Source organism: Streptomyces beijiangensis (genome assembly GCF_017315755.1).
Classification (GTDB): domain Bacteria; phylum Actinomycetota; class Actinomycetes; order Streptomycetales; family Streptomycetaceae; genus Streptomyces; species Streptomyces beijiangensis.
Genome location: NZ_JAFLRJ010000153.1, coordinates 1 through 22878 on the forward strand (window position 1 = coordinate 1; position 22878 = coordinate 22878).

At 69.5% G+C, this 22878-nt stretch carries 16 protein-coding genes; 5 read left to right on the top strand and 11 right to left on the bottom strand.

The features are described from left to right. On the bottom strand, positions 1 to 623 hold a 623-nt coding region (locus tag J0695_RS17035; protein WP_206962914.1), incomplete at its 3' end, for an ATP-binding protein. A gap of 287 nt (positions 624 to 910) precedes the next feature. On the opposite strand from J0695_RS17035, the gene J0695_RS17040 reads away from it, so the two are divergent. Continuing rightward, on the top strand, positions 911 to 4996 hold the full coding sequence (locus J0695_RS17040) for a HAMP domain-containing hybrid sensor histidine kinase/response regulator (RefSeq protein WP_242552778.1): 4086 nt from the start codon (positions 911 to 913) through the stop codon (positions 4994 to 4996). Positions 4997 to 5009: 13 nt separating this feature from the next. Beyond that, the gene (locus J0695_RS17045) at positions 5010 to 5597 is read left to right on the top strand and encodes a response regulator (protein ID WP_206962915.1); all 588 of its coding nucleotides are present in this window, start codon (positions 5010 to 5012) and stop codon (positions 5595 to 5597) included. A 204-nt stretch (positions 5598 to 5801) separates the two neighbouring features. Here the strand turns inward: J0695_RS17045 and J0695_RS17050 are convergent, their stop codons facing one another. Together J0695_RS17050 and lepA are read right to left on the bottom strand one after the other, a co-directional pair. Beyond that, positions 5802 to 7682, bottom strand: coding sequence for an AMP-dependent synthetase/ligase (locus J0695_RS17050; protein WP_206962916.1), 1881 nt, complete (start codon positions 7680 to 7682; stop codon positions 5802 to 5804). A 172-nt stretch (positions 7683 to 7854) separates the two neighbouring features. Continuing rightward, positions 7855 to 9720 (bottom strand): translation elongation factor 4, encoded by a 1866-nt coding sequence (gene lepA, locus J0695_RS17055; RefSeq protein ID WP_206962917.1) that lies wholly within the window; start codon positions 9718 to 9720, stop codon positions 7855 to 7857. A 195-nt stretch (positions 9721 to 9915) separates the two neighbouring features. On the opposite strand from lepA, the gene rpsT reads away from it, so the two are divergent. Continuing rightward, complete coding sequence (rpsT, locus tag J0695_RS17060; RefSeq protein ID WP_206962918.1) at positions 9916 to 10182, top strand: 30S ribosomal protein S20; 267 nt, start codon at positions 9916 to 9918, stop codon at positions 10180 to 10182. 238 nt (positions 10183 to 10420) lie between these two features. On the opposite strand, the gene holA is transcribed toward rpsT, so the two are convergent. After that, the gene (gene holA, locus J0695_RS17065) at positions 10421 to 11407 is read right to left on the bottom strand and encodes a DNA polymerase III subunit delta (protein WP_206962919.1); all 987 of its coding nucleotides are present in this window, start codon (positions 11405 to 11407) and stop codon (positions 10421 to 10423) included. A gap of 57 nt (positions 11408 to 11464) precedes the next feature. Between holA and J0695_RS17070 the strand changes: the two genes are divergently transcribed. Continuing rightward, complete coding sequence (locus J0695_RS17070) at positions 11465 to 11713, top strand: hypothetical protein (RefSeq protein WP_206962920.1); 249 nt, start codon at positions 11465 to 11467, stop codon at positions 11711 to 11713. A gap of 9 nt (positions 11714 to 11722) precedes the next feature. Here the strand turns inward: J0695_RS17070 and J0695_RS17075 are convergent, their stop codons facing one another. The 7 genes from J0695_RS17075 to leuS form a co-directional block, all read right to left on the bottom strand. Beyond that, entirely contained in the window at positions 11723 to 12610 is an 888-nt protein-coding gene (locus tag J0695_RS17075; RefSeq protein ID WP_206962921.1) for a YceI family protein, read from the bottom strand. 92 nt (positions 12611 to 12702) lie between these two features. Further along, entirely contained in the window at positions 12703 to 13515 is an 813-nt protein-coding gene (locus J0695_RS17080; RefSeq protein WP_206962922.1) for an arylamine N-acetyltransferase family protein, read from the bottom strand. A gap of 50 nt (positions 13516 to 13565) precedes the next feature. Next, positions 13566 to 16007: a ComEC/Rec2 family competence protein gene (locus tag J0695_RS17085; RefSeq protein WP_206962923.1), complete on the bottom strand. Its 2442-nt coding sequence runs from the start codon at positions 16005 to 16007 to the stop codon at positions 13566 to 13568. Next, positions 16004 to 16660, bottom strand: a complete 657-nt coding sequence (locus J0695_RS17090) for a ComEA family DNA-binding protein (RefSeq protein WP_307798663.1) — start codon at positions 16658 to 16660, stop codon at positions 16004 to 16006. The genes J0695_RS17085 and J0695_RS17090 overlap by 4 nt, the downstream gene beginning before the upstream one ends. A 432-nt stretch (positions 16661 to 17092) precedes the next feature. Beyond that, complete coding sequence (locus J0695_RS17095) at positions 17093 to 17938, bottom strand: DegV family protein (RefSeq protein WP_206962925.1); 846 nt, start codon at positions 17936 to 17938, stop codon at positions 17093 to 17095. A gap of 137 nt (positions 17939 to 18075) precedes the next feature. Continuing rightward, positions 18076 to 18819, bottom strand: a complete 744-nt coding sequence (locus J0695_RS17100) for a hypothetical protein (protein ID WP_206962926.1) — start codon at positions 18817 to 18819, stop codon at positions 18076 to 18078. 120 nt (positions 18820 to 18939) lie between these two features. Beyond that, positions 18940 to 21831, bottom strand: a complete 2892-nt coding sequence (gene leuS / locus J0695_RS17105) for a leucine--tRNA ligase (RefSeq protein ID WP_206962927.1) — start codon at positions 21829 to 21831, stop codon at positions 18940 to 18942. Positions 21832 to 22167: 336 nt separating this feature from the next. Between leuS and J0695_RS17110 the strand changes: the two genes are divergently transcribed. Beyond that, positions 22168 to 22878 (top strand): ferric reductase-like transmembrane domain-containing protein (locus J0695_RS17110; protein WP_505383609.1); only part of this gene is annotated, 711 nt, incomplete at its 3' end.

The following is a 22878-nucleotide window of genomic DNA, read 5'->3' on the forward strand; positions in this document are numbered from 1 at the left end:
ACCAGGAGCTGGCCGGCCAGCGCGGCGATCATGTCCTCGTCGAACTGCCCGGCCAAGAGGTCGGAGGCCTCGGCGAGGAAGGAGAGCGCGCCCCGGTTTATCCAGTCCTGATCGTCGCGGTTGCCGCGCCGGGCGGCGGGAGCCAGGATTTCGGCGGCCCGCAGCCCGCGCTGGAGCATCTGGTCGTAGCCGGGTACCGGATGCGGCTCGCCGTCCTCGACAGGGAGTCTGGCCCAGACGGTTTTCAGCCCCGTGCGGTACGTGATCCCCCAGCATTCGGCCAGCGCCCCGACGAGGCGCAGTCCACGCCCGTACTCCGGAATGCCCCGCTCCGACTGCGCTGGATGCGGTTCGTTGCGTACGGCCCTGGAGGGATGGTGGTCGGAAACCTCCAGCACCAGGACGGGATTGTCCGGGGAGTCGTCGGGCGGCGCCTCCTCCAGCCTGCAGAGCAGCTCCACGGTCGTTCCCGCGTGCACCACGGCGTTGGTCACCAACTCGCTGACCACGAGTGCGGCGTCGTCCGCGACACGGTCGGTGAAACCAGTGGCGGTCGGCAGTCCGAGCGCGGTCCAGTCGGCGAGCGCGGCACGTACGAAGCGTCGTGCGGCGGCCGGGGCCATCGGGTTGCCCGGCAGGCTGGTCCGCGCGACAGACGGTCTGTCAACACGCGTTCCTGCCTGGCGAGTTGGGGGGATAGTGATATCCCGCTGCGTTGGAATGGACCCCACGTGCGGCTCCCTGACCAGTTCTAGCAATGCGCCGCTTGCGACACCGACAGAGTGACAGACTGAGCCTGCCCATAAGCACCGAGTCACCGAAGTGGGCCAACATGAACGAAGAACGTGCTATGCCCTCCCCGGGGGCCGGCTGGGTCCGCGCCTCGGAACTCCGACCTCTGCTGGCCGCCATGACGGCGCTGCGTGACGGGGACTTCCGGGTGAGACTCCCGGAGACCCACGAGGGGATGCCTGCCGAGCTGGCGGCGGCCTTCAATCACATCGCCGTACGGAACCAGCACTTCACGGACGAGCTCACGCGCGTACGGCGCGAAGTCGTCCGGCACGGCCGCCTCGACGAACGGCTTTCGGCCAGCCCCGGGCAGGGCGCGTGGACCGCCGGCGTCTCCAGTGCGAACACGCTGCTCGACGCCCTGGTGGTGCCGGCGGCCAACGCGACCCGCGTGCTGGACGCGGTGGCAGGCGGCGATCTGACCCAGCGGGTCGACCTGCACGACGGCAACCGTCAGCTGAGGGGCGATCTGCGCCGGCTCGGCCGGGCCGTCAACAAGATGGTCGACCAGCTGTCCCTCTTCACGGGCGAGGTCACCCGGGTGGCCCGCGAGGTGGGTACGGAAGGACGGCTCGGCGGACGCGCCAAAGTCCAGGGCCTGTCGGGCAGTTGGCGTGATGTGACGGAGGCCGTCAACACGATGGCGTCCCGCCTCACCGCCCAGGTGCGCGACATCGCCGCGGTGACCACCGCGGTGGCGCGGGGCGACCTGACCCGTACGGTCACGGTCGAGGCGACCGGCGAGCTCCTGGAGCTGAAGCTCACCGTCAATACGATGGTCGACCAGCTCTCCGCCTTCGCCGACGAGGTCACGCGTGTGGCCCGCGAGGTGGGTACGGAAGGCCAGCTGGGCGGCCGCGCCCAGGTACGCGGCGTATCGGGGGTCTGGAAGGACCTCACCGACAACGTCAACTTCATGGCCTCCAACCTCACCTCCCAGGTGCGGAACATCGCCCAGGTCACCACCGCGGTGGCCAACGGCGACCTCTCCCAGAAGATCACCGTCGATGCCCAGGGCGAGATCCTGGAGCTGAAGTCGACGATCAACACGATGGTCGACCAGCTCCTCGCCTTCGCGGACGAGGTCACCCGCGTGGCCCGCGAGGTCGGCACCGAAGGAAACCTGGGTGGCCGCGCCCAGGTGCGTGGAGTGTCCGGGGTCTGGAAGGACCTCACCGAGAACGTCAACTTCATGGCGGACAACCTCACCTCACAGGTCCGCAACATCGCCCTCGTGTCGACCGCGGTCGCCCAGGGCGACCTCGGCAAGAAGATCACCGTCGAGGCGAAGGGCGAGATCCTCCAGCTGAAGTCGACGATCAATACGATGGTCGACCAGCTCTCCGCCTTCGCCGACGAGGTCACCCGCGTCGCCCGCGAGGTCGGCACCGAAGGAAACCTCGGCGGTCAGGCCCAGGTACGCGGCGTGTCCGGGGTCTGGAAGGAGCTCACCGACAACGTCAACTTCATGGCCTCCAACCTCACCTCCCAGGTGCGCAACATCGCCCAGGTCACCACCGCGGTGGCCAACGGCGACCTCTCGAAGAAGATCGAGGTCGACGCCCGCGGCGAGATCCTGGAGCTGAAGGACACCATCAACACGATGGTCCAGCAGCTGCGCGCCTTCGCGGACGAGGTGACCCGCGTGGCCCGCGAGGTCGGCACCGACGGCCGTCTCGGCGGCCGGGCCCAGGTGCTCGGAGTCTCCGGGGTCTGGAAGGACCTCACCGACAACGTCAACTACATGGCGGACAACCTCACCTCGCAGGTCCGCAACATCGCCCAGGTGGCCACGGCAGTGGCCCAGGGCGACCTCTCCAAGAAGATCGACGTGGACGCCCGCGGCGAGATCCTGGAACTCAAGACCACGATCAACACCATGGTGGACACGCTCTCCTCCTTCGCCTCCGAGGTCACCCGCGTGGCCCGCGAGGTCGGGTCCGAGGGCCAGCTCGGCGGCCAGGCACGTGTCGAGGGCGTGTACGGCACCTGGAAGCGCCTCACCACCAACGTCAACGAGCTCGCCCTCAACCTCACCACCCAGGTCCGCGCGATCGCCGAGGTCGCCTCCGCCGTGGCCCAGGGCGATATGACCCGCGCCATCACGGTCGAGACCCGGGGCGAGGTCTCCGAGCTCAAGGACAACATCAACCTGATGGTCTCCAATCTCCGCGAGACCACCCGCGCCAAGGACTGGCTGGAGTCGAACCTGGCCCGCCTGGCCGGCCTGATGCAGGGCCACCGCGACCTGATGGAGGTCGCCGACCTGATCCTGCGCGAGCTGACCCCCCTGGTGAACGCCCAGTTCGGCGCCTTCTTCCTCGCCGACCCCGACGCGGACGGGTCCCTCTCCCGTACCACCAGCTCCATCAAGGGCCTTGCCTTCATCGCCGGTTACGGATCCGCCCAGGGCGCCACCGTCGACACGCACGGAATGCCCGGCCACGGACTGGTCCGCCAGGCGGCGCTGGAGAAGAAGCGCATCCTCGTCGAGGAGGCGCCGCCGGACTACATCAAGATCAACTCTGGTCTCGGCGAAGCCGCCCCGGCCAGTGTCGTCATCATCCCGATCCTCTTCGAGGACAAGCTGCTCGGCGTCATCGAGCTGGCCTCCTTCTCCCGCTTCTCCGACGTGCACCTGGCCTTCTTCGACCAGTTCGTGAACACCATCGGCGTCGCGATCAACACGATCATCGCCAACTCCCGTACGGAGTCGCTCCTCGGCGAGTCCCAGCGCCTCGCCATCCAGCTGCAGGAGCGCTCGGACGAACTCCAGCGCCAGCAGGCGGAGTTGCAGCGCTCCAACGCCGAACTGGAGGAGAAGGCGGCCCTGCTCGCCACGTCGTCGCAGTACAAGTCCGAGTTCCTGGCGAACATGTCGCACGAGCTGCGCACCCCGCTCAACTCGCTGCTCATCCTGGCCCGGCTGCTCTCCGACAACCCGGACAGCCATCTCAACGACCAGGAAGTCCAGTTCGCGACCACGATCCACCGCTCTGGCTCCGACCTCCTCCAACTGATCAACGACATCCTCGACCTCTCCAAGATCGAGGCCGGCCGGATGGACGTACGCCCCAAGAAACTCCCCCTCATCAAGCTCCTCGACTACGTCCACGCCACGTTCCGCCCCATCACCCTCGACCGCGGTCTCGCGTTCGAGGTGGCGGTGGGCGAGGACGTGCCGCGCGAGGTGTACTCCGACGAGCAGCGCCTCCAGCAGATCCTGCGCAACCTCCTCTCCAACGCCATCAAGTTCACTTCGGCGGGCCGGGTCGAGCTGCGCGTGGGCCGGGTCAGGGACCCCGACGACAAGCTCCTCAAGGGCACCGACGACCTGATCGCCTTCTCGGTGCGGGACACCGGCATCGGCATCGCGCCGGAGAAACTCCCCGTCATTTTCGAGGCCTTCCAGCAGGCCGACGGCACGACGAACCGCAAGTACGGTGGCACAGGCCTGGGTCTGTCCATCAGCCGTGAGATCGCCGGCCTCCTGGGCGGCCGCATCATCGCCGAGAGCCAGCCCGGCCAGGGCTCGGTCTTCACCCTGTACGTACCGATGGTCTATCCGGGCCATGTAGTGGCCAGCGACACGGACAACACCCATGAACTCCCGCTCACCGCACCCGAAAGGCTCTCCTCCGACCACGTCCTGCTCCCCGACCAGGACGACGGCTGGCCGACCACCACAAAACTGGAGGAGTGGCGTTCGGGCCGGGCGGGAACCGTGCTTCCGGGGCGTCGCGTCCTGATCGTCGACGACGACATCCGCAATGTCTTCGCCCTGACCCACGTACTGGGCCGGGTGGGCATGCCGGTCCTCTACGCGGAGAACGGCCGGGAAGGCATCGAAACCCTGGAGCGCAACCCTGACATCGAACTCATCCTGATGGATATCATGATGCCTGAAATGGATGGGTACGAAACGATCGAAGCCATCCGCCGCAGCCCGCTCTGGACCGATCTGCCGATCATCGCACTCACCGCGAAGGCGATGCCGGGGGACCGGGAGAAATCCATCGCCCAGGGCGCCAACGAGTACGTACCGAAGCCTGTTGATGTGGACCGTCTGCTGTCCGTCGTCTGCGCACTCCTTGACCCTGAGGGCGAAAGCAACGATCCGGACGAAACCACGTCGGCCGATCCAGTCGTCCCAGGACAGACGAGCGGCGCCGAGGAGCCCGCAGTCCCTCCGCCGACCCAGTGAGGCAGACAAGAGCATGACCACCACAGAGGCATCGACCGCACACGACCGCGCGAGCATCCTCCTCGTCGATGACATGGAAGACAACCTCATCGCGCTCGAAGCGGTCCTCGGCTCTCTCAACGAACCCCTGGTCAGGGCACGTTCGGGCGAGGAGGCGATGAAGGCTCTGCTTCGCCAGAGCTTCGCCGTGGTCCTCCTCGACGTCCGGATGCCCGGCATGGACGGCTTCGAGACGGCGTCCAACATCAAGCGTCTCGACCAGACCAAGGACACCCCGATCATTTTCCTGACGGGGTCCGAGGGGGACGGCGGCTATGCGTTCCGGGGGTACGCCACCGGAGCCGCCGACTTTCTGACGAAACCTTTCGACCCCTGGGTACTGCGCGCCAAGGTGAACGTCTTCATCGATCTGCACCGCAAGAACCGCCAGCTGGAGCGGATGCTGGCCCAGGAGCAGAAGCAGCTGGGCGAGTTCGCGGAGCGCCTCGCGGCGGTCGAGGACGAGGTGGCGCACGGGGACCAGCGGGACAACCTGGAAATGCGCCAGCAGCTCACCAGGATGGAAGAGCTGCTGGCAGAAATGCGCCGGGGCCGCCAATGATCCCGGCCAAATCAAGCCCGGCCGGCGTTTGAGGCCAACGTTCCCGAGCCAAATCAAGCCCGGCCGGCGTTTGAGGCCAACGTTCCCGGCCAAAACAAGCCCGGCCGGCGTTTGAGGCCATCTTTACGGGGTCCGGGGCGGAGCCCTGGTTACGGGAAGGGGCGGGGTGGGGAAAAGCCCCCGCCCCGCCCCTTCGCGCACGCACTACGCCTCGCGCGACCCGGCGTACATGTCCTCGATCAAGTACTTGTACTCCCGCTCGACAACCGGCCGCTTCAACTTCAGACTCGGCGTCAGCTCCCCGTGCTCAATATCCAGATCACGCGGCAGCAGCCGGAACTTCTTGATGGTCTGCCACCGCTGCAGCCCCTCGTTCAGCCGCTTCACATAGCCCTCGATCAGCGCGAGCGCCTCCGGTGACGCCACCACATCGGCGTACGGCTTCCCGCCGAGCCCGTTCTCCTCGGCCCAGCCCAGGATCGTCGGCTCGTCGAGCGAGATGAGCGCGGTGCAGAAGTTGCGGTCGGCGCCGTGCACCAGGATGTTCGAGACGAACGGGCACACCGCCTTGAACTGACCCTCGACCTCGGCCGGCGCGATGTACTTGCCGCCCGACGTCTTGATCAGGTCCTTCTTGCGGTCGGTGATCTTCAGGTACCCGTCCGGGGACAGCTCGCCGATGTCACCGGTGTGGAACCACCCGTCGCTCTCCAGGACCTCGGCGGTCTTCTCCGGCAGCCCGTGGTAGCCCTGCATGATGCCGGGGCCGCGCAGCAGGATCTCGCCGTCGTCGGCGATCCGCACCTCGGTGCCGGGCAGCGGCTTGCCGACCGTGCCGGTGCGGTAGGCCTCGCCGGGGTTGACGAAGCTGGCCGCGCTGGACTCGGTGAGTCCGTACCCCTCAAGGATGTGGATCCCGGCACCGGCGAAGAAGTACCCGATGTCGGGTGCGAGCGCGGCCGACCCCGAGACACAGGCGCGCAGCTGTCCGCCGAACGCCTCGCGGATCTTGGAGTAGACGAGCGCGTCGGCGACCTTGTGCTTGGCGGCGAGCCCGAAGGGGGCGCTCGCGTTGCCGGTACGGCGGAAGTTGTCCTGGGTGACCTTCGCGTACTCGCGCGCCACCTCGGCGGCCCACTGGAAGATCTTGTACTTGGCGCCGCCGCCGGCCCGCGCCTTGGCCGCGACCCCGTTGTAGACCTTCTCGAAGATCCTCGGCACGGCCGCCATGTACGTCGGCTGCACCACCGGAAGATTCGTGATGATCTTGTCCACGCGCCCGTCCACGGCGGTGACATGGCCGACCTCGATCTGGCCCGAGGTCAGCACCTTCCCGAAGACGTGCGCCAGCGGCAGCCACAGGTACTGGACGTCGTCCTTGCCGACGAGCCCGGTCGAGGCGATGGCCTTCGCCATGTACGACCAGTTGTCGTGCGGCAGCCGTACGCCCTTGGGCTTGCCGGTGGTCCCCGAGGTGTAGATCAGCGTTGCGAGCTGGTCCTTCTTGATGGCCCCGATCCGCTCCTGGACCACCTCGGGGTTCTTCTCCAGGTACGCCGCTCCGCGGGCCTCGAGCTCCGCGAGCGTGAGCACCCAGCCGCTCTCGTCCGCCTCGACACCCTCGGGGTCGATGACGACGACATGGGCGAGCTCGGGAAGATCGGCCCGCCGCTCCCGCGCCTTGGCGAGCTGCGCGGCGTCCTCGGCGATCAGGACCCGGCTCCCGGAGTCGGAGAGGATGAACGCCGACTCCTCGGCGTTCGTCGAGGGGTAGATCGTCGTGGTCGCCGCACCGGCGCACATCACGCCGAGGTCGGCGAGGATCCACTCGACCCGGGTGCTCGATGCGAGCGCGACCCGGTCCTCGCTCTGCAGTCCGAGATCGACGAGCCCCGCGGCAATGGCGTACACGCGCTTGGCGGCCTGCCCCCAGCTCAGCGACTTCCACTCGTCGGCGCCCGCACCCGCTGCGGCAGGCACCGGGTAGCGGTAGGCCTCCGCATCCGGTGTATCGGCCACGCGTCGGGTGAAGAGGGTCGCCACGGAGGGCGGCCGGTTTTCGATCAATGTCTGTGTGTCGCTCACGACGTCGTCCTCCGGGCCCGCGGCAGATCTGCGCGACTGGCTGGTATTTAACTGGCGAGTAACTAGTGATCAGAGTAGAGCGCCGGGGTCCGCCACGTAAGAGGGGGGTTCATAACGAACGGGCCCCCGCGCCGCAGCGCAGGAGCCCGTCCGACGTGCCCGGAGTCCGGTTCTACTTCTTCTTGCCCGAGGACTCGTCGCTGGAGAGGACCGCGATGAAGGCGTCCTGGGGGACCTCCACACTGCCGACCATCTTCATGCGCTTCTTGCCCTCCTTCTGCTTCTCCAGCAGCTTCCGCTTACGGGAGATGTCACCGCCGTAGCACTTGGCGAGGACGTCCTTGCGGATGGCGCGGATGGTCTCGCGGGAGATGACCCGGGAGCCGATGGCGGCCTGGATGGGGATCTCGAAGGCCTGGCGCGGGATGAGCTCACGCAGCTTGGCGACGAGCCGCACCCCGTACGCGTACGCCGCGTCCTTGTGCGTGACGGCGGAGAAGGCGTCGACGCGGTCGCCATGGAGCAGGATGTCGACCTTGACGAGCTCGGCGGCCTGCTCGCCGGTGGGCTCATAGTCCAGCGAGGCGTAACCGCGGGTCTTGGACTTCAGCTGGTCGAAGAAGTCGAAGACGATCTCGGCCAACGGGAGGGTGTAACGGATCTCGACCCGGTCCTCGGAGAGGTAGTCCATGCCGAGGAGCGTGCCGCGGCGGGTCTGGCAGAGCTCCATGATCGCGCCGATGAACTCGCTGGGGGCGAGGATCGTGGCCCGTACGACCGGCTCGTACACGTCCGAGATCTTGCCCTCGGGGAACTCGCTCGGGTTGGTGACCGTGTGCTCGACCCCGTCCTCCATGACCACGCGGTAGACCACGTTGGGGGCGGTCGCGATCAGTTCCAGCCCGAACTCTCGGTCCAGGCGCTCACGGATCACGTCCAGGTGCAGCAGGCCGAGGAAGCCGACGCGGAAGCCGAAGCCCAGCGCGGCGGACGTCTCGGGCTCGTAGACCAGGGCCGCGTCGTTGAGCTGGAGCTTGTCGAGGGCCTCGCGCAGGTCGGGATACTCCGAGCCGTCGAGCGGATACAGACCCGAGAAGACCATCGGCTTCGGGTCCTTGTAGCCGCCCAGGGCCTCGGTGGCGCCCTTGTGCAGAGAGGTGATGGTGTCACCGACCTTGGACTGACGTACGTCCTTGACGCCGGTGATGATGTAGCCCACCTCGCCGACGCCGATGCCGTCCGAGGGGGTCATCTCGGGGGACGAGACGCCGATCTCAAGGAGCTCGTGGGTGGCACCCGTGGACATCATGCGGATGCGCTCGCGCTTGTTGAGCTGACCGTCGACGACCCTGACGTACGTCACGACACCGCGGTACGAGTCGTAGACCGAGTCGAAGATCATCGCGCGGGCGGGCGCGTCCTCTTTGCCGATCGGGGCGGGGACGTCCCTGACGACGCGGTCGAGCAGCGCGTCCACACCGATGCCGGTCTTGGCCGAGACCTTGAGGACGTCCTCCGGCTGGCAGCCGATGAGGTTGGCCAGCTCCTCGGAGAACTTCTCGGGCTGGGCGGCCGGCAGGTCGATCTTGTTGAGCACCGGGACGATGGTGAGGTCGTTCTCCATCGCCAGGTAGAGGTTGGCGAGGGTCTGCGCCTCGATGCCCTGGGCGGCGTCGACGAGCAGGACCGTGCCCTCACAGGCGGCGAGCGACCGGGAGACCTCGTACGTGAAGTCCACGTGACCAGGGGTGTCGATCATGTTCAGGATGTGGGTCTTGTCCTGGTCGGCGCCCGTGTTGGGCGCCCAGGGCAGCCGTACGGCCTGGGACTTGATCGTGATGCCGCGCTCGCGCTCGATGTCCATACGGTCGAGGTACTGGGCGCGCATCTGCCGCGAGTCGACCACCCCGGTCAGCTGGAGCATCCGGTCGGCGAGCGTGGACTTGCCGTGGTCGATGTGCGCGATGATGCAGAAATTGCGGATCAGCGCCGGGTCAGTACGGCTCGGCTCGGGCACGTTGGTAGGAGTCGCGGGCACGCAGGGTCTCGTCTCGGGCGATGGTGGGCAAGCGATACGTAGCTTCCATGGTCCCACGATTGGCGACGAGTACCTGGTTTGGGCTGATAGGGGGACGGCTGGTAACGTGGCTAGCTGCGCTTCGTGCCCTCTTGTACTCCGAGCGGACACCACGCGGCGCTCATCGAAAATCTTCGAACCTGAAAAGGCTCTTTCGTGGCGAACATCAAGTCCCAGATCAAGCGGAACAAGACGAACGAGAAGGCGCGCCTGCGCAACAAGGCCGTCAAGTCCTCGCTCAAGACCGCAATCCGCAAGGCCCGTGAGAGCGCCGCTGCGGGCGACGTCGAGAAGGCCACTGTGGCCGCTCGTGAGGCGTCCAAGGCGCTCGACAAGGCTGTCAGCAAGGGTGTCGTGCACAAGAACGCCGCTGCCAACAAGAAGTCTGCCATCGCCAAGCGCGTTGCCGGTCTCTCTGCCTGATCCAGTCCCACCTGGTCGGCCCGGACCCAGCGGCCCCTCTACCGCTCCGGACTGATCAACCCCGCGCCGCACACGGCCTGCGTTCGCCACGCGGGTGCGGCGCACCAAGTTTGTACGACTGAGCCTCGTTGCCGCCCTACCCCAGGGCGGAAAGCGGGGCTTCTGTCGTTTTAGCCCGTCCGGCGATTGAGGACCGGGGGTCCGGGGGCGGAGCCCCGAGGCGGGGCCCTCGCAGCGGCTAGCGCGGCCTACGGGCGGCCCGGGCCACAGCCACGACCGCCTTCTCCAGCGCGTACTCCGGATCGTCGCCGCCCCCCTTGACCCCCGCATCCGCCTCGGCGACCGCCGTAAGCGCGTCCGCGACGCCGTCCGGGGTCCAGCCCCGCATCTGCTGCCTGACCCGGTCGATCTTCCACGGCGGCATGCCCAGCTCGCGGGCGAGGTCGGCGGGCCGGCCGCCGCGCGCCGACGAGAGCTTGCCGATGGCCCGTACGCCCTGGGCCAGCGCGCTGGTGATCAGCACGGGCGCGACACCGGTGGACAGGGACCATCGCAGCGCTTCCAGGGCGTCGGCCGCGCGGCCTTCGACCGCGCGGTCCGCGACGGTGAAGCTGGAGGCCTCGGCGCGGCCCGTGTAGTACCGGCCGACGATCGCCTCGTCGATCGTGCCCTCGACGTCCGAGCAGAGCTGGGAGGCGGCGCTGGCGAGCTCGCGCAGATCGCTGCCGATCGAGTCGACCAGGGCCTGGCAGGCCTCGGGCGTGGCGGAGCGGCCCAGGGTACGGAATTCGGAGCGTACGAAGGTGAGCCGCTCGGCCGGTTTGGTCGTCTTGGGGCAGGCGACCTCACGGGCCCCTGCCTTACGGGCGGCGTCGAGGAGGCCCTTGCCTTTCGCTCCGCCTGCGTGGAGGAGGACCAGCGTGATCTCCTCGGCCGGGGCGTCCAGATAGCTCTTGACGTCCTTGATCGTGTCCGCGGAGAGGTCCTGGGCGTTGCGGACGACGACAACCTTGCGCTCGGCGAAGAGCGAGGGGCTGGTCAGCTCGGCGAGCGTGCCGGGCTGGAGCTGGTCGGGCGTGAGGTCCCGTACGTCCGTGTCGGGGTCGGCGGCGCGGGCAGCCGCCACCACCTGCTGCACGGCGCGGTCGAGCAGCAGGTCCTCCTGTCCCACGGCGAGGGTCAGGAGGGCGAGAGGGTCGTCGGTCGAATGCTGTCTGGTGGCCATCGCGGTCCAGCATCCCACGGGGCACTGACAGCCCCGCACGTGAAGGAGAATGGGCAGGTGAGCGACGTACAACGACATGTGCTGGTGTTGCCGGACAGGGATGCGGCCGAGGAGGCCGCAGGGGAGCTCGCCGACCGCTTCGGGGTCGGCGAGGAGCCTCAGCTGGTGCGCGACGCGCTGGCCGGCGAGGACGACGCCGAGGACGCGCAGTGGCTTCTCGTGGTCGAGGACCCGGACGGCCGGCTGGACCCCGCGGCGCTCGACGGCTTCGCCTCGGAGTACGAGGGGTGGCTGGAGGTCCCGTAGCGGGAGCCGCTAGGCGGACTTCTTCACGACCTGGATGTCCAGGTCGATGGTGATGCTGTTGCCGACCACCGCGATGCCGCGGGCCAGCATGGTCTGCCAGTTGACGGTGAAGTCCTCGCGGTGCAGTTCGGTGGTGGCGCGGCAGGCGGCGCGGGTCTCGCCCTCCATGCCGTTGCCGATGCCCAGGTAGTGGGTCTCCAGGGTGACGGTGCGGCTCACACCGTGCAGGGTGAGTGCTCCGGTCACGCCCCAGCGGGTGCCGCCGCGGTGGATGAAGCGGTCGCTGTAGAACTCCAGCGTGGGATAGCGCACCACATCGAGGAAGTCGCCGGAGCGCAGGTGGTCGTCGCGCATCTGGACGTTGGTGTCGATGGACGCGGCGTCGATGATCACGTGCATCGCGGAGTCCTCCATCCGGTCCGCGATACGGATGGCACCGGCGAAGGTGTTGAACCTGCCGTGGATGCGGGCGAGCCCGATGTGCCGTGCGGTGAAGCCGATCTGGGAGTGCATCGGCTCGATCTCCCAGTCGCCCGGCTCGGGGAGCAGGGGCGGTGCGGTGATCTGGAGGGTGACGTCGCCGAGGCCCGAGTGGCCGCCCTCGGTGATGGTCACGTTCGCGTGGTACGGGGTGAATCCCTCGGCGGTGACGGCCAGTCGGTACTCGCCGGCCGGGATGGTCGCGACCACGCTGCCGAAGGGGTCGGTCTCACCGCCGACGACCTTGCGGCCGACGCTGTCGGTGAGGACGAACTCTGCCTGCTGGACGGGCTCGTTGACGGGGTCGAGCACACGACAGCTGAGCACCCCTGCCGTGGGCGGTATCTGCAGGCCCCCGAAGAGACCGCCGCCACGTGTCACTCCGCTCGAACGCCTGCCCAGCAAACGACTGAACACCTTCACGCACCCCCGGCATCGCACAACCCTCACAACCGAAGATCTATTCGATCACTGTTGGGGCGATCGGGGCAAACACAGGCGCTTCCGCCCTAGTCGTACTGGACAGTAATCTTCCGCACAGTAGGGACGCGGTCCAGTACGAGTGCGAAGTGGTCGCGGTAGGCGGCGAGAACCTCGGCGTCGGACCCCAGCGGCTCCTCGTGGCGCTCACCGCGCACGGTGGTGACCAGCTTGTCGCCGCTGAGGGTGATCCGGCCGTCCTCGGTGAGCCGGGAGCAGACCAGGGACCGGGTGAAGTGGGAGGCGGGCGAGGTGCGGTTGAACCACGCCCCCACCTCGAACTCCGCCAGCTCGCGCGGGTGCAGGTCGACCCGGTACTGAGGCTTTCCGTCCCGGTGGATGTCGAGATCACCGTAGGGGGCGTCATCGACCGTGAACCGGCCGCCCGGGTCCTCCTGTTCACGGTCGGTTCCGAGAGCCAGCGGGTAGTGACTGTGGTCGCCGAAGCCGACGTCGACGAGCCAGGGACCCGAGTCCTCCGCGTCCACCTTCAGCGCGAGATGGTCGAACGGGATGCCGAGACCGCCGTCGGACCCGTACACCCGGGCCTGGAGCAGGGAGACCCGGAAGCCGAGCGCCCGCAGCAACACGGCGAAGGCACCGTTGAGTTCGTAGCAGAAGCCGCCGCGGCGGGCGCCCACGATCTTGTCGAGCAGCGGCTCGTCGGCGAGCACGATGTCCTCGCCGAGATGGATGGAGAGGTTCTCGAAGGGGACGGCCCACAGGTGTTTGCGGTGCAGCACGCGCAGGAATTCGGCGTCGGCCTGCGGGTGCCTGACCGCGTCGATGCGGTCCAGATAGGCGTCGATCAGCTGGGGGCTCGGAGCCTGCGGGGTGTCCATGGGGCAAGTCTCGCCCGGAGGCGGCCTTGCGCGCCACGGGCCCTGGGCGGTCAGCGGCCTGCGGGTATCGCGGTCAGGGACGGCCCCCGGCCGGTCACGGCGATCGCCCCGTCCCGGTCCGTGCGCAGTGTCACCGCGCCCGCCGCCCGGAGTGCGTCGAGGGTACGTGGCGCCGGATGCCCGTACGGGTTGTCCTCGCCCGCGGAGATCAGCGCCAGCCGCGGGTGCACGGCGCGCAGCAGGGCGGGGTCCTGGTGGGCCGAGCCGTGGTGGGCGACTTTCATCACGTCCACCGGCGGGATGGCGGGACAGGTGCGTAACAGGCCCTCCTGGGCAGGGGGTTCGAGGTCGCCGAGAAGCAGCAGGGTGGTTCCCGATGTGCGGACGAAGAGGACGACGCTGGCGTCGTTCGGATCTTCGGGTACGGGGGCCGGTGCGGCCGGTGGCCACAGCACCTGCCAGTCGAGCGTGCCGATACGGCGCCGCTCCCCCGGGCCGACGGGCACGACGGGCACATGGGCCGCTGCCGCCGTTCTGCGGACGAACGCGCTCTGATCCTGCGGGTCCTGCAGGGTGGTCGTCTCGATCAGACCGACGTCCCGGCCGCGCAGGACACCGGGCAGACCCGCCACATGGTCGGCGTGGAAGTGGGTGAGCAGCAGAAGCGGGATGCGGGTGACGCCGAGGTCCCGGAGGCAGCGGTCGACCAGACGCGGTTCGGGACCGGTGTCGATGACGACCGCGGTGCCTTCGCCCCCGGCCAGGACCGTGGCGTCGCCCTGCCCGACGTCGCACATCACGTACGTCCAGCCGGGCGGCGGCCAGCCGGTGACGATCCGGGTGAGCGGGGCGGGCCGCAGGATCGCGAGCACCAGCAGCAGCGCGCAGGCCGCGCCGAGCCAGGGGTGGTGGCGCAGCCGGCGTACGACCGTCAGCATCGCGACGGTGACCGCGGCGAGCAGCAGCGCGCCGCTCCAGCCTCCGGGCCACCGCATCTCGGCGCCGGGGAGCGAGGCCCCGGTGCGGGCCAGGGCGGCGATCCAGCCCGCAGGCCATCCCGCGCACCGGGCCAGCAGTTCGGCGACCGGCATCGCCACCGGGGCCGTCGCCAGGGCGGCGAAGCCGAGCACGGTCGCCGGGCCCACCGCGAGTTCGGCGAGGAGGTTGCAGGGGACTGCGACCAGGCCGACCCGGGAGGCCAGCACGACGATGACGGGGGCGCAGACCGCCTGGGCCGCGGCGGCCGCGGCCAGCACCTCGGCGAGCCTGGGCGGGACCCGGCGGCGCTGCAGGGCGCTGCTCCAGTGCGGTGCGATGGTGAGGAGGGCGCCGGTGGCCAGTACGGAGAGGAGGAAGCCGTAACTCCGCGCCAGCCAGGGGTCGTACAGCACCAGGAGCAGCACGGCGGCGGCCAGCGCGGGGATCAGTGACCGGCGCCGGCCCGTGCCGATCGCGAGCAGCGTGACCAGACCGCAGGCCGCGGCCCGCAGCACGCTGGGATCGGGACGGCAGATGATCACGAAGGCGAGTGTCAGCGCCCCGCCGAGCAGCGCCGTGGTGCGCAGCGGGATGCCCAGGCGCGGGGCGAGGCCGCCGCGTTCGGCCCGCAGGGCTCTGCCGGGCGGGCCGATCAGCAGGGCGAGGACCAGGGTGAGGTTGGAGCCGGACACGGCGAGCAGGTGGGTGAGGTCGGTGGTCCTGAAGGCGTCCTCGAGGTCGGGCGGGATACGGGACGTGTCCCCGACGACCAGTCCGGGCAGCAGGGCCCGTGCGTCGGGAGCCAGGCCCCTGCTCGCGGTGCGCAGCCCGGCCCGGAGGTCTCCGGCCGTGCGCTGGAGGGCGGTTGGGGCTCCGGTGATCCGTGGTGGTTCGTCGCCGGGGACGCGGAGCACGGCGGCGATGCGGTCACCGTCGCGGAGCGGGGGTGCGAGGCGGGCGGTCAGACGCAGCCGGGTGGAGGGCAGCAGTCCCTGCCAGCCGGCGGCATGGGCGATGACCAGGACGGGGGTGCGGACGACGGAGGTCTCACCGCCCGGCGTCCGTACGCGTGTCACGTCGGCGCCGAGGACGACAGAGGCGTCCGTCGTATGGTCGCCTCGCACCCTGGGCCGGATCGGGCGGGGGTCGGACGTCACGGTCAACTCGGCGTCGACCTGGGCGTACTGACCGGCCAGTCCGGGGATGGGACCCCGGTGCACATCGGCCCCGTGCAGCCCGGCGGAGGCCGCGCCCGCCGCCGCACAGAGCAGGGCCGCCGCGATGGCGGTGGCACGGCCCGGCACGTGCCGGAGCAGGAGTGCCGCCCCCGCGGCACAGGCCGCGACCGCCACCACGGCCGCTGCCCACCACCCCGGTGCCACCACCGTCAGCGCGGCGGCGGCCCAGGCCGCGAGGGCGGGCGGTACGAGGCGGTAGTCGGCGGGGCCCTCCTGGTGCGGGTCTGATGCGCCGAGGCGATGGACGGACGCGGTGTGAACGGCCGGGCGGGTCATGGCCGTACGAGGGGCTGGAGGTCGCTGAACCGGCGGTCGCCGATTCCGTCCACCTCACGGAGTTCGCCGACGGAGCGGAAGCCGCCGTGCTGGGAGCGGTAGTCGACGATGTGCTGGGCCAGTACGGGCCCGACGCCGGGCAGTGTGTCGAGTTGCTCGACCGTGGCGGTGTTGAGGCTGACGGGGCCGGTGGGCGCCCCGGGTGCGCCGCCACCGGCTCCACCCGGCGCGGCGGTGCCCGGCGGCAGCGGACCGCCCACCACCACTTGTTCGCCGTCCATGAGCAGGCGTGCCCGGTTGAGCCCGGACGCGTCGGTGGCGCCCTTGATCCCGCCCGCCGCTCGCAGCGCGTCGGCGACCCGTGACCCGGCCGGCAGCCGGTGGATCCCCGGGCGCCGCACCTTGCCGCTCACGTCGACGACGATCTGATCGCCCTGCGGTTCCTTCGGCACCGGTCCGGGCGAAGGCTGCGGCTGCGACTGTGGTTGCGGTTGCGGTTCGACGGCGGCCGGGCGACCTTCCACCACTTCAGGGGCGCGTACGGCCTGGGGCCGCCCGGACCAGAAGTGCTGAACGGCGAGACCCACGGCCAGGACCAGTACGACGCCGAGCGCGGCAAGGGTCTTCGGCGCGAAGGCGCATCGCGCCTGCACCCACAGCGGCAGCCTCTCCCGCAGCGCGGCCCGCGCACGGCCCTCGGGCGCCGGAGCACCGTCCGCCGTCCGCCCGGGGCCCGGTCCGGACGGCGGCGGGGCGGCCGGCGCCGGAACGGAAGGTGGCGGGACCGGCGGTGGCGGGGCCGGGGCGAAGGGCAGCGGAGAGCGTAGGTCCGCGCGCGGGAAGAGTGCTTCCGCCCGTCCCTGTACGGCCAGTTGGGATGCGTACAGCCGGCTCCTGCGCCGGGTCCCCACGCGACGGACGCGGCTGTCGGAACCCGGGGCGCGGCCCGGGCCGCTGGTTGCTGAGCGTGATCGAAGTGCCATGGCAGAAGACCGTAGGCATCGCGGGAAAAGCCCGCTGATCATGGTCGATTACGGTGGACAACCCGGCAGTTGTGGACAACTCGGCCACCCTCACGAGTGAGCTCAGCGGTACGAGACCACAGCCCCGAGCAGTCCGGGCCCCGTGTGCGCACCGATGACCGCGCCCACTTCGCTGACATGCAGATCGACCAGCCCTGGCACCCGCTCCCGCAACCGCTCGGAGAGGGCCGCAGCCCGCTCCGGGGCCGCGAGATGGTGGACCGCGATGTCCACCGGCGCCGTCCCCGCCCGGTCCGCGACGATCTCCTCCAGCCTGGCGATGGCCTTGGAAGCCGTACGTACCTTTTCGAGCATCTCGATGCAGCCGCCGTTCAGCTCCAGGAGCGGCTTCACCGCGAGCGCCGAGCCGAGCAGCGCCTGCGCCGCTCCGATCCGGCCGCCGCGGCGCAGATAGTCCAGGGTGTCGACATAGAAGTACGCGAAGGTGCCGCCCGCGCGCTTCTCCGCCGCGGCCACCGCCTCGTCCAGCGAGCCGCCCGTCTCGGCGACGTCGGCGGCGGCGAGCGCGCAGAATCCCAGCGCCATCGCGACCATGCGGGTGTCCACCACCCGCACCGGCACCGGTGCGTCCTTCGCCGCCAGCACGGCGGCGTCGTAGGTGCCGGAGAGCTCCGACGAGAGGTGCAGGGAGACGATCGACTCCGCTCCGGCCGCGGCAGCCGCACGGTAGGCGGCGGCGAACACCTCGGGGCTCGGCCGTGACGTCGTCACGGAACGCCGCTTCTGCAGGGCCTGTGCGAGCGAACGCGCCGAGATCTCCGTGCCCTCCTCCAGGGCCTGGTCCCCAAGGACCACAGTCAGCGGCACCGCGGTGATACCGCGCTGCATCATCGTCTGCGGCGGCAGGTAGGCCGTTGAATCGGTGACGATCGCGACATGGCGGGACATGAGCGGGAGGTTACCCGCAGGGGGCGCCCCGCGGCAGTGCGGGCCGTCACAGTGATCCACTCCGGTAGTGGATGGGAAGCGTTCCCGAACCGGTTCCGAACCGCTTCTGAACTGATTCCGAGCTGATTCCGAACGGCTCAGACGGTGCCCTCCGGGCGCGCCGACTTCTGCCACGGATAGGTCGTACGCGGCTGGTTCCGGTCACGTCCGGTGATCGACTGGGGCTGCGGAGCGTCCGGAGCGCCGCTCTGCTCGTCGGGCCAGGTCTGTGCCGGGGCGCCCCGCCCGTCCTGCGCCGGAGGCCACGGTTTGGCCGCTGCCTCGCCCTCCGGCTCCACCGCGGCCCAGTGCCGCAGCGCCCCCGCCTCCACGTCGATCTGTGCGGTCAGCATCTCCAGGTCGTCGTCGGCGAACCTCCGCGCCCGGTCCCGGGTCGCCCACCGCAGCGACTCCGCTGAGTGCGTGATCCTTTCCGTACGCTCCCGGAGTCCGGGGAGCCGCTCGCCGAGCCGCACCTTGTCCGGCTCGCGCTCCAGCCGCCTGAGCTCCTCGTCCAGCTCATGGCCGTGCGCGCTGAGCCGCCCGAAGAGGCCGAGCGACTCCTGCAGGGTGGTGTCCTCGGCCACGGCCGCCTGGAGCGCGTCCTGGGTCGCCCGCATCGACGTCCGCAGCGAGAGCCTGAGCTGCGAGATCTCGCCGGAGACCCCCGGCTGTCCGTAACTCTTCGCGCGCAGCGCGGTGTCCTCGACGGTGCGGCGGGCCTGGGTGACGGTGCGCTCCACGCCGCGCTTGGCGGCGGTGACCACCTTGACGGTCACGAACACCCCCAGAGCCACAAAGGCGACGAAGAGCAGCACCAAGATCGCGACGACGGCTTCCATGGGCGCCCCTCAGCTAGTGGTTTCGGGTCACTCCACGGTAAACGGAACAGGCAGGCCGAGGGTTCCATCGGAACCCCCAACCTGCCCGTAGGGGAAAGCCCTCACGTCCCGCCGCAGCGGTTACGCAGTGACGATGTTGACCAGCTTCGGCGCCCGCACGATGACCTTGCGGATCTCCGCACCGCCCAGCGCGGCCACGACACCGGCATCGGCCAGCGCCAGCTTCTCCAGCTCCTCGTCCGTGATCGACGGCGAGATCTCCAGGCGCGCCCTGACCTTGCCCTTGACCTGCACGACACAGGTCACGGTCTCGTCCACGACGTACGCCGGATCGGCCACCGGGAAGTCCTGGTGCACCACGGATTCGGTGTGGCCCAGCTTGCGCCACAGCTCCTCCGCGATGTGCGGAGCCAGCGGTGCGATCAGCAGCACCAGCTGCTCGGCGACCGTACGGGGCAGCGCGCCGCCCGCCTTGGTCAGGTGGTTGTTCAGCTCGGTGACCTTGGCGATCGCGGTGTTGAAGCGCAGCCCGGCCATGTCCTGCCCGGCCCCGTCGATCGCCTTGTGCAGCGCGCGCAGGGTCGCCTCGTCGGCCTCGCCGTCGACGACCGTGACCTCGCCCGTCGTCTCGTCGACGACGTTGCGCCACAGCCGCTGCAGCAGTCGGTACTGACCGACGACAGCACGCGTGTCCCACGGCCGCGACACATCCAGCGGACCCATCGCCATCTCGTACAGACGCAGCGTGTCGGCGCCGTACTCACCGCAGATCTCGTCCGGGGTGACCGCGTTCTTCAGGGACTTGCCCATCTTGCCCAGGACGCGGCTGACCTTCTCGCCCTGGTAGTAGAACGCGCCGTCGCGCTCCTCGACCTCAGTGGCCGGCACCGCGATCTGACGGCTGTCGCGGTAGACGAAGGCCTGGATCATGCCCTGGTTGTACAGCTTGTGGAAGGGCTCCACGGACGAGATGTGGCCCAGGTCGTGCAGCACCTTGGACCAGAAACGCGCGTACAGCAGGTGCAGTACGGCGTGCTCGGCACCGCCGACGTACAGGTCGACACCGCCGTGCGGCTGCCCCTCGCGCGGGCCCATCCAGTACTGCTCGATCGCCGGGTCGACCAGCTTCTCGCTGTTGCGCGGGTCCAGATAGCGCAGCTCGTACCAGCAGGAACCGGCCCAGTTGGGCATGGTGTTGGTCTCGCGGCGGTAACTTCGCAGACCAGCTCCGTCGCCCAGGTCCAGGGTGACGTTCACCCAGTCCTCGTTCCGCGACAGCGGCGGCTCCGGGACGGTGTCCGCGTCGTCGGCGTCGAAGGTGCGCGGCGAGTAGTCCTCGACCTCGGGCAGCTCCAGCGGCAGCATCGACTCGGGCAGCGCGTGGGCGATGCCGTCCTCGCCGTAGACGATCGGGAAGGGCTCACCCCAGTAGCGCTGCCGGCTGAACAGCCAGTCGCGCAGCCGGAAGTTGACCGTGCCCTCGCCGATGGAGCGCGCGGCCAGCCACTCGGTGATCTTCGCCTTGGCGTCGACGACTCCCAGGCCGTCCAGCGAGATCTCCGCGTTGGCGGAGTTGACCAGCTCGGCGTCGTACGAGACGAAGGCGTCGTCCCAGACGGAAGCGTCCGTACCGCGGTCGTCCGAAGGCTGGACGACGCAGCGCATCGGCAGCTCGAAGGCGCGCGCGAAGGCGAAGTCGCGGGTGTCGTGCGCCGGTACGGCCATGATCGCGCCGGTGCCGTAACCCATCAGTACATAGTCGGCGATGAAGACCGGGACCTGCTCGCCGCTGACCGGGTTGGTCGCGTACGCGCCGGTGAAGACGCCGGTCTTCTCCTTGGCGTCGGCCTGCCGCTCGACGTCGGACTTGGACGCAGCGAAGGCGCGGTACTTGGCGACGGCCTCGGCCGGGGTGGCGTGCCCGCCGGTCCACACGTCGTGCGTGGACTCCGGCCAAGCGGCAGGGACGATGGTGTCGACCAGCTCGTGCTCGGGCGCCAGCACCATGTAGGTGGCGCCGAACAGGGTGTCCTGGCGGGTGGTGAAGACGGTGATCTTGTCAGCGCCGACGCCCGAGCCCGAGCCGACGGCGAAGTCGACACGGGCGCCCTCGGAGCGGCCGATCCAGTTCCGCTGCTGCAGCTTGATCGCCTCGGGCCAGTCCAGGCCGTCCAGGTCGTTCAGCAGGCGGTCGGCGTAGGCGGTGATGCGCATGTTCCACTGGCGCAGCTTCGCCTTGAAGACGGGGAAGTTGCCGCGCTCGGAGCGGCCGTCCGCGGTCACTTCCTCGTTCGCCAGTACGGTGCCCAGGCCCGGGCACCAGTTGACCGGCGCGTCCGAGGCGTACGCCAGCCGGTACTCGCTCAGCAGATCGGCGCGCTCAGTGGCGCTCAGTGCACTCCAGGAGCGCCCGCCGGAGACCGCGCGCTCCCCGCTCTCGAACTGCGCCACCAGCTCCGCGATCGGCCGCGCGGTCTGCGCCTCGGTGTCGTACCAGGAGTTGAAGATCTGGACGAAGATCCACTGGGTCCACTTGTAGTACTCGGGGTCGATCGTCGCGAAGGAACGGCGCTTGTCGTGGCCCAGACCCAGCCGGCGCAGCTGGACCTTCATGTTCTCCATGTTGGCCTCGGTGGAGGTCCGCGGGTGCGTGCCCGTCTGCACCGCGTACTGCTCGGCCGGCAGGCCGAAGGCGTCGAAGCCCAGCGTGTGCAGCACGTTGTGGCCGGTCATGCGCTGGTGGCGGGCGTAGACATCGGTGGCGATGTAGCCCAGCGGGTGTCCGACGTGCAGACCCGAACCGGAGGGGTACGGGAACATGTCCATGATGAACTTCTTGGGCTTCGCGGCCTGCACAGCGTCGCCGCCCAGCTCGCCGTCGCCCGGGTTCGGCGCCTCGTACGTGCCCTCGGCGTCCCAGAAGTCCTGCCAGCGTGCCTCGATGTCGGCGGCCATGGCAGCCGTGTAGCGGTGTGCGGCGGCCGCCTCGGCGGCAGCGGAATTCTCGCTCATGATCCTCAAAGCTCCATCGATCGTCTCTGCCAGCGCCTGCTTCAGGCAGCGCCTGCTTCAGGAAATGAAAAAACCCCTCACACAGGAGGGGACGCCGCACCGACTTGGTTCTTCGTCAGTGCGGCTCGCTAAGCAGAAGGCGTACGGCACGCATGGCGTCAGGGTACCGCAGGCCCCACGGAGCCCGCACAGACGTATCGCGGGGCGAGGTTACTCCGCGTACCGGGCCCTTATGGGGCAAGCGCCCAAACGCCGTACTGCCCGGTACACAGCGAGCTAGCGTGCGGCAACGGGACTGCATTGCCGAAACATTCGGAACCTCTGGAGTCGCCCCCGATGAACGCCCACACCCCTCGCCGCATCCTCCCCGTCGCGTTACTCCTCCTCGTCCCCCTGCTCGCCGTGGCAGGGAGTGACGGGGTCCGTGCCGCGCTGGACTTCACCACCGGCGTGCTCACCCTGGTCTCCCTCACCGCCGCCGTCGCCTGGGGCCTGATCGCCACCGACCGGCTGCTGCTCTCCTCACGGCAACGGCTGGTCGCCCAGGCCGTCCACCGGACCGTCTCGGTGGCCTCGATCGTCTTCCTCCTGCTGCACATCACGGTCAAGATCGCGCTCAGTCACACGGGGCTGATCGGCGCCCTCGTCCCCTTCGGCCTCGGATTCAGAGGCACGGCAGGCCTGATCGGCCTCGGCTCGCTCGCCGCGTATCTCATGATCACAGCAGGAGCGACGGGCGCCCTGCGCAGCGCCTTCGCCGCCCCGGGCGGGGTCGCGGGCCGCTGGCGCGCGCTGCACATGCTCGCTTATCCGGCCTGGTGCACGGGGCTGATGCACGGCCTGTACGCGGGCCGGCCGCCCAAGACGTGGGTGGTCGTGATGTACGCCCTCTCGCTGGCCGCCGTCGCCGGCGCACTCTCTCTGCGTACGCTGCCGCGCCGCACCAAGCGCCGTATCGCGGACCGCATCACCGCACTGGCCAGGCCCGCGCCCGCGCCCGTACCCCCACCGACACCCGCACCAGCAACAGCACCCGCGGAACCGGCC

Coding starts and splice junctions, on each gene's coding strand:
- J0695_RS17085 (WP_206962923.1), bottom strand. CDS start 16,007: ATGACCCGCCCGGCCGTTCACACCGCGTCCGTCCATCGCCTCGGCGCA.
- leuS (WP_206962927.1), bottom strand. CDS start 21,831: ATGAGCGAGAATTCCGCTGCCGCCGAGGCGGCCGCCGCACACCGCTAC.
- J0695_RS17045 (WP_206962915.1), top strand. CDS start 5,010: ATGACCACCACAGAGGCATCGACCGCACACGACCGCGCGAGCATCCTC.
- J0695_RS17040 (WP_242552778.1), top strand. CDS start 911: ATGACGGCGCTGCGTGACGGGGACTTCCGGGTGAGACTCCCGGAGACC.
- J0695_RS17080 (WP_206962922.1), bottom strand. CDS start 13,515: ATGGACACCCCGCAGGCTCCGAGCCCCCAGCTGATCGACGCCTATCTG.
- J0695_RS17100 (WP_206962926.1), bottom strand. CDS start 18,819: ATGGAAGCCGTCGTCGCGATCTTGGTGCTGCTCTTCGTCGCCTTTGTG.
- J0695_RS17095 (WP_206962925.1), bottom strand. CDS start 17,938: ATGTCCCGCCATGTCGCGATCGTCACCGATTCAACGGCCTACCTGCCG.
- holA (WP_206962919.1), bottom strand. CDS start 11,407: ATGGCCACCAGACAGCATTCGACCGACGACCCTCTCGCCCTCCTGACC.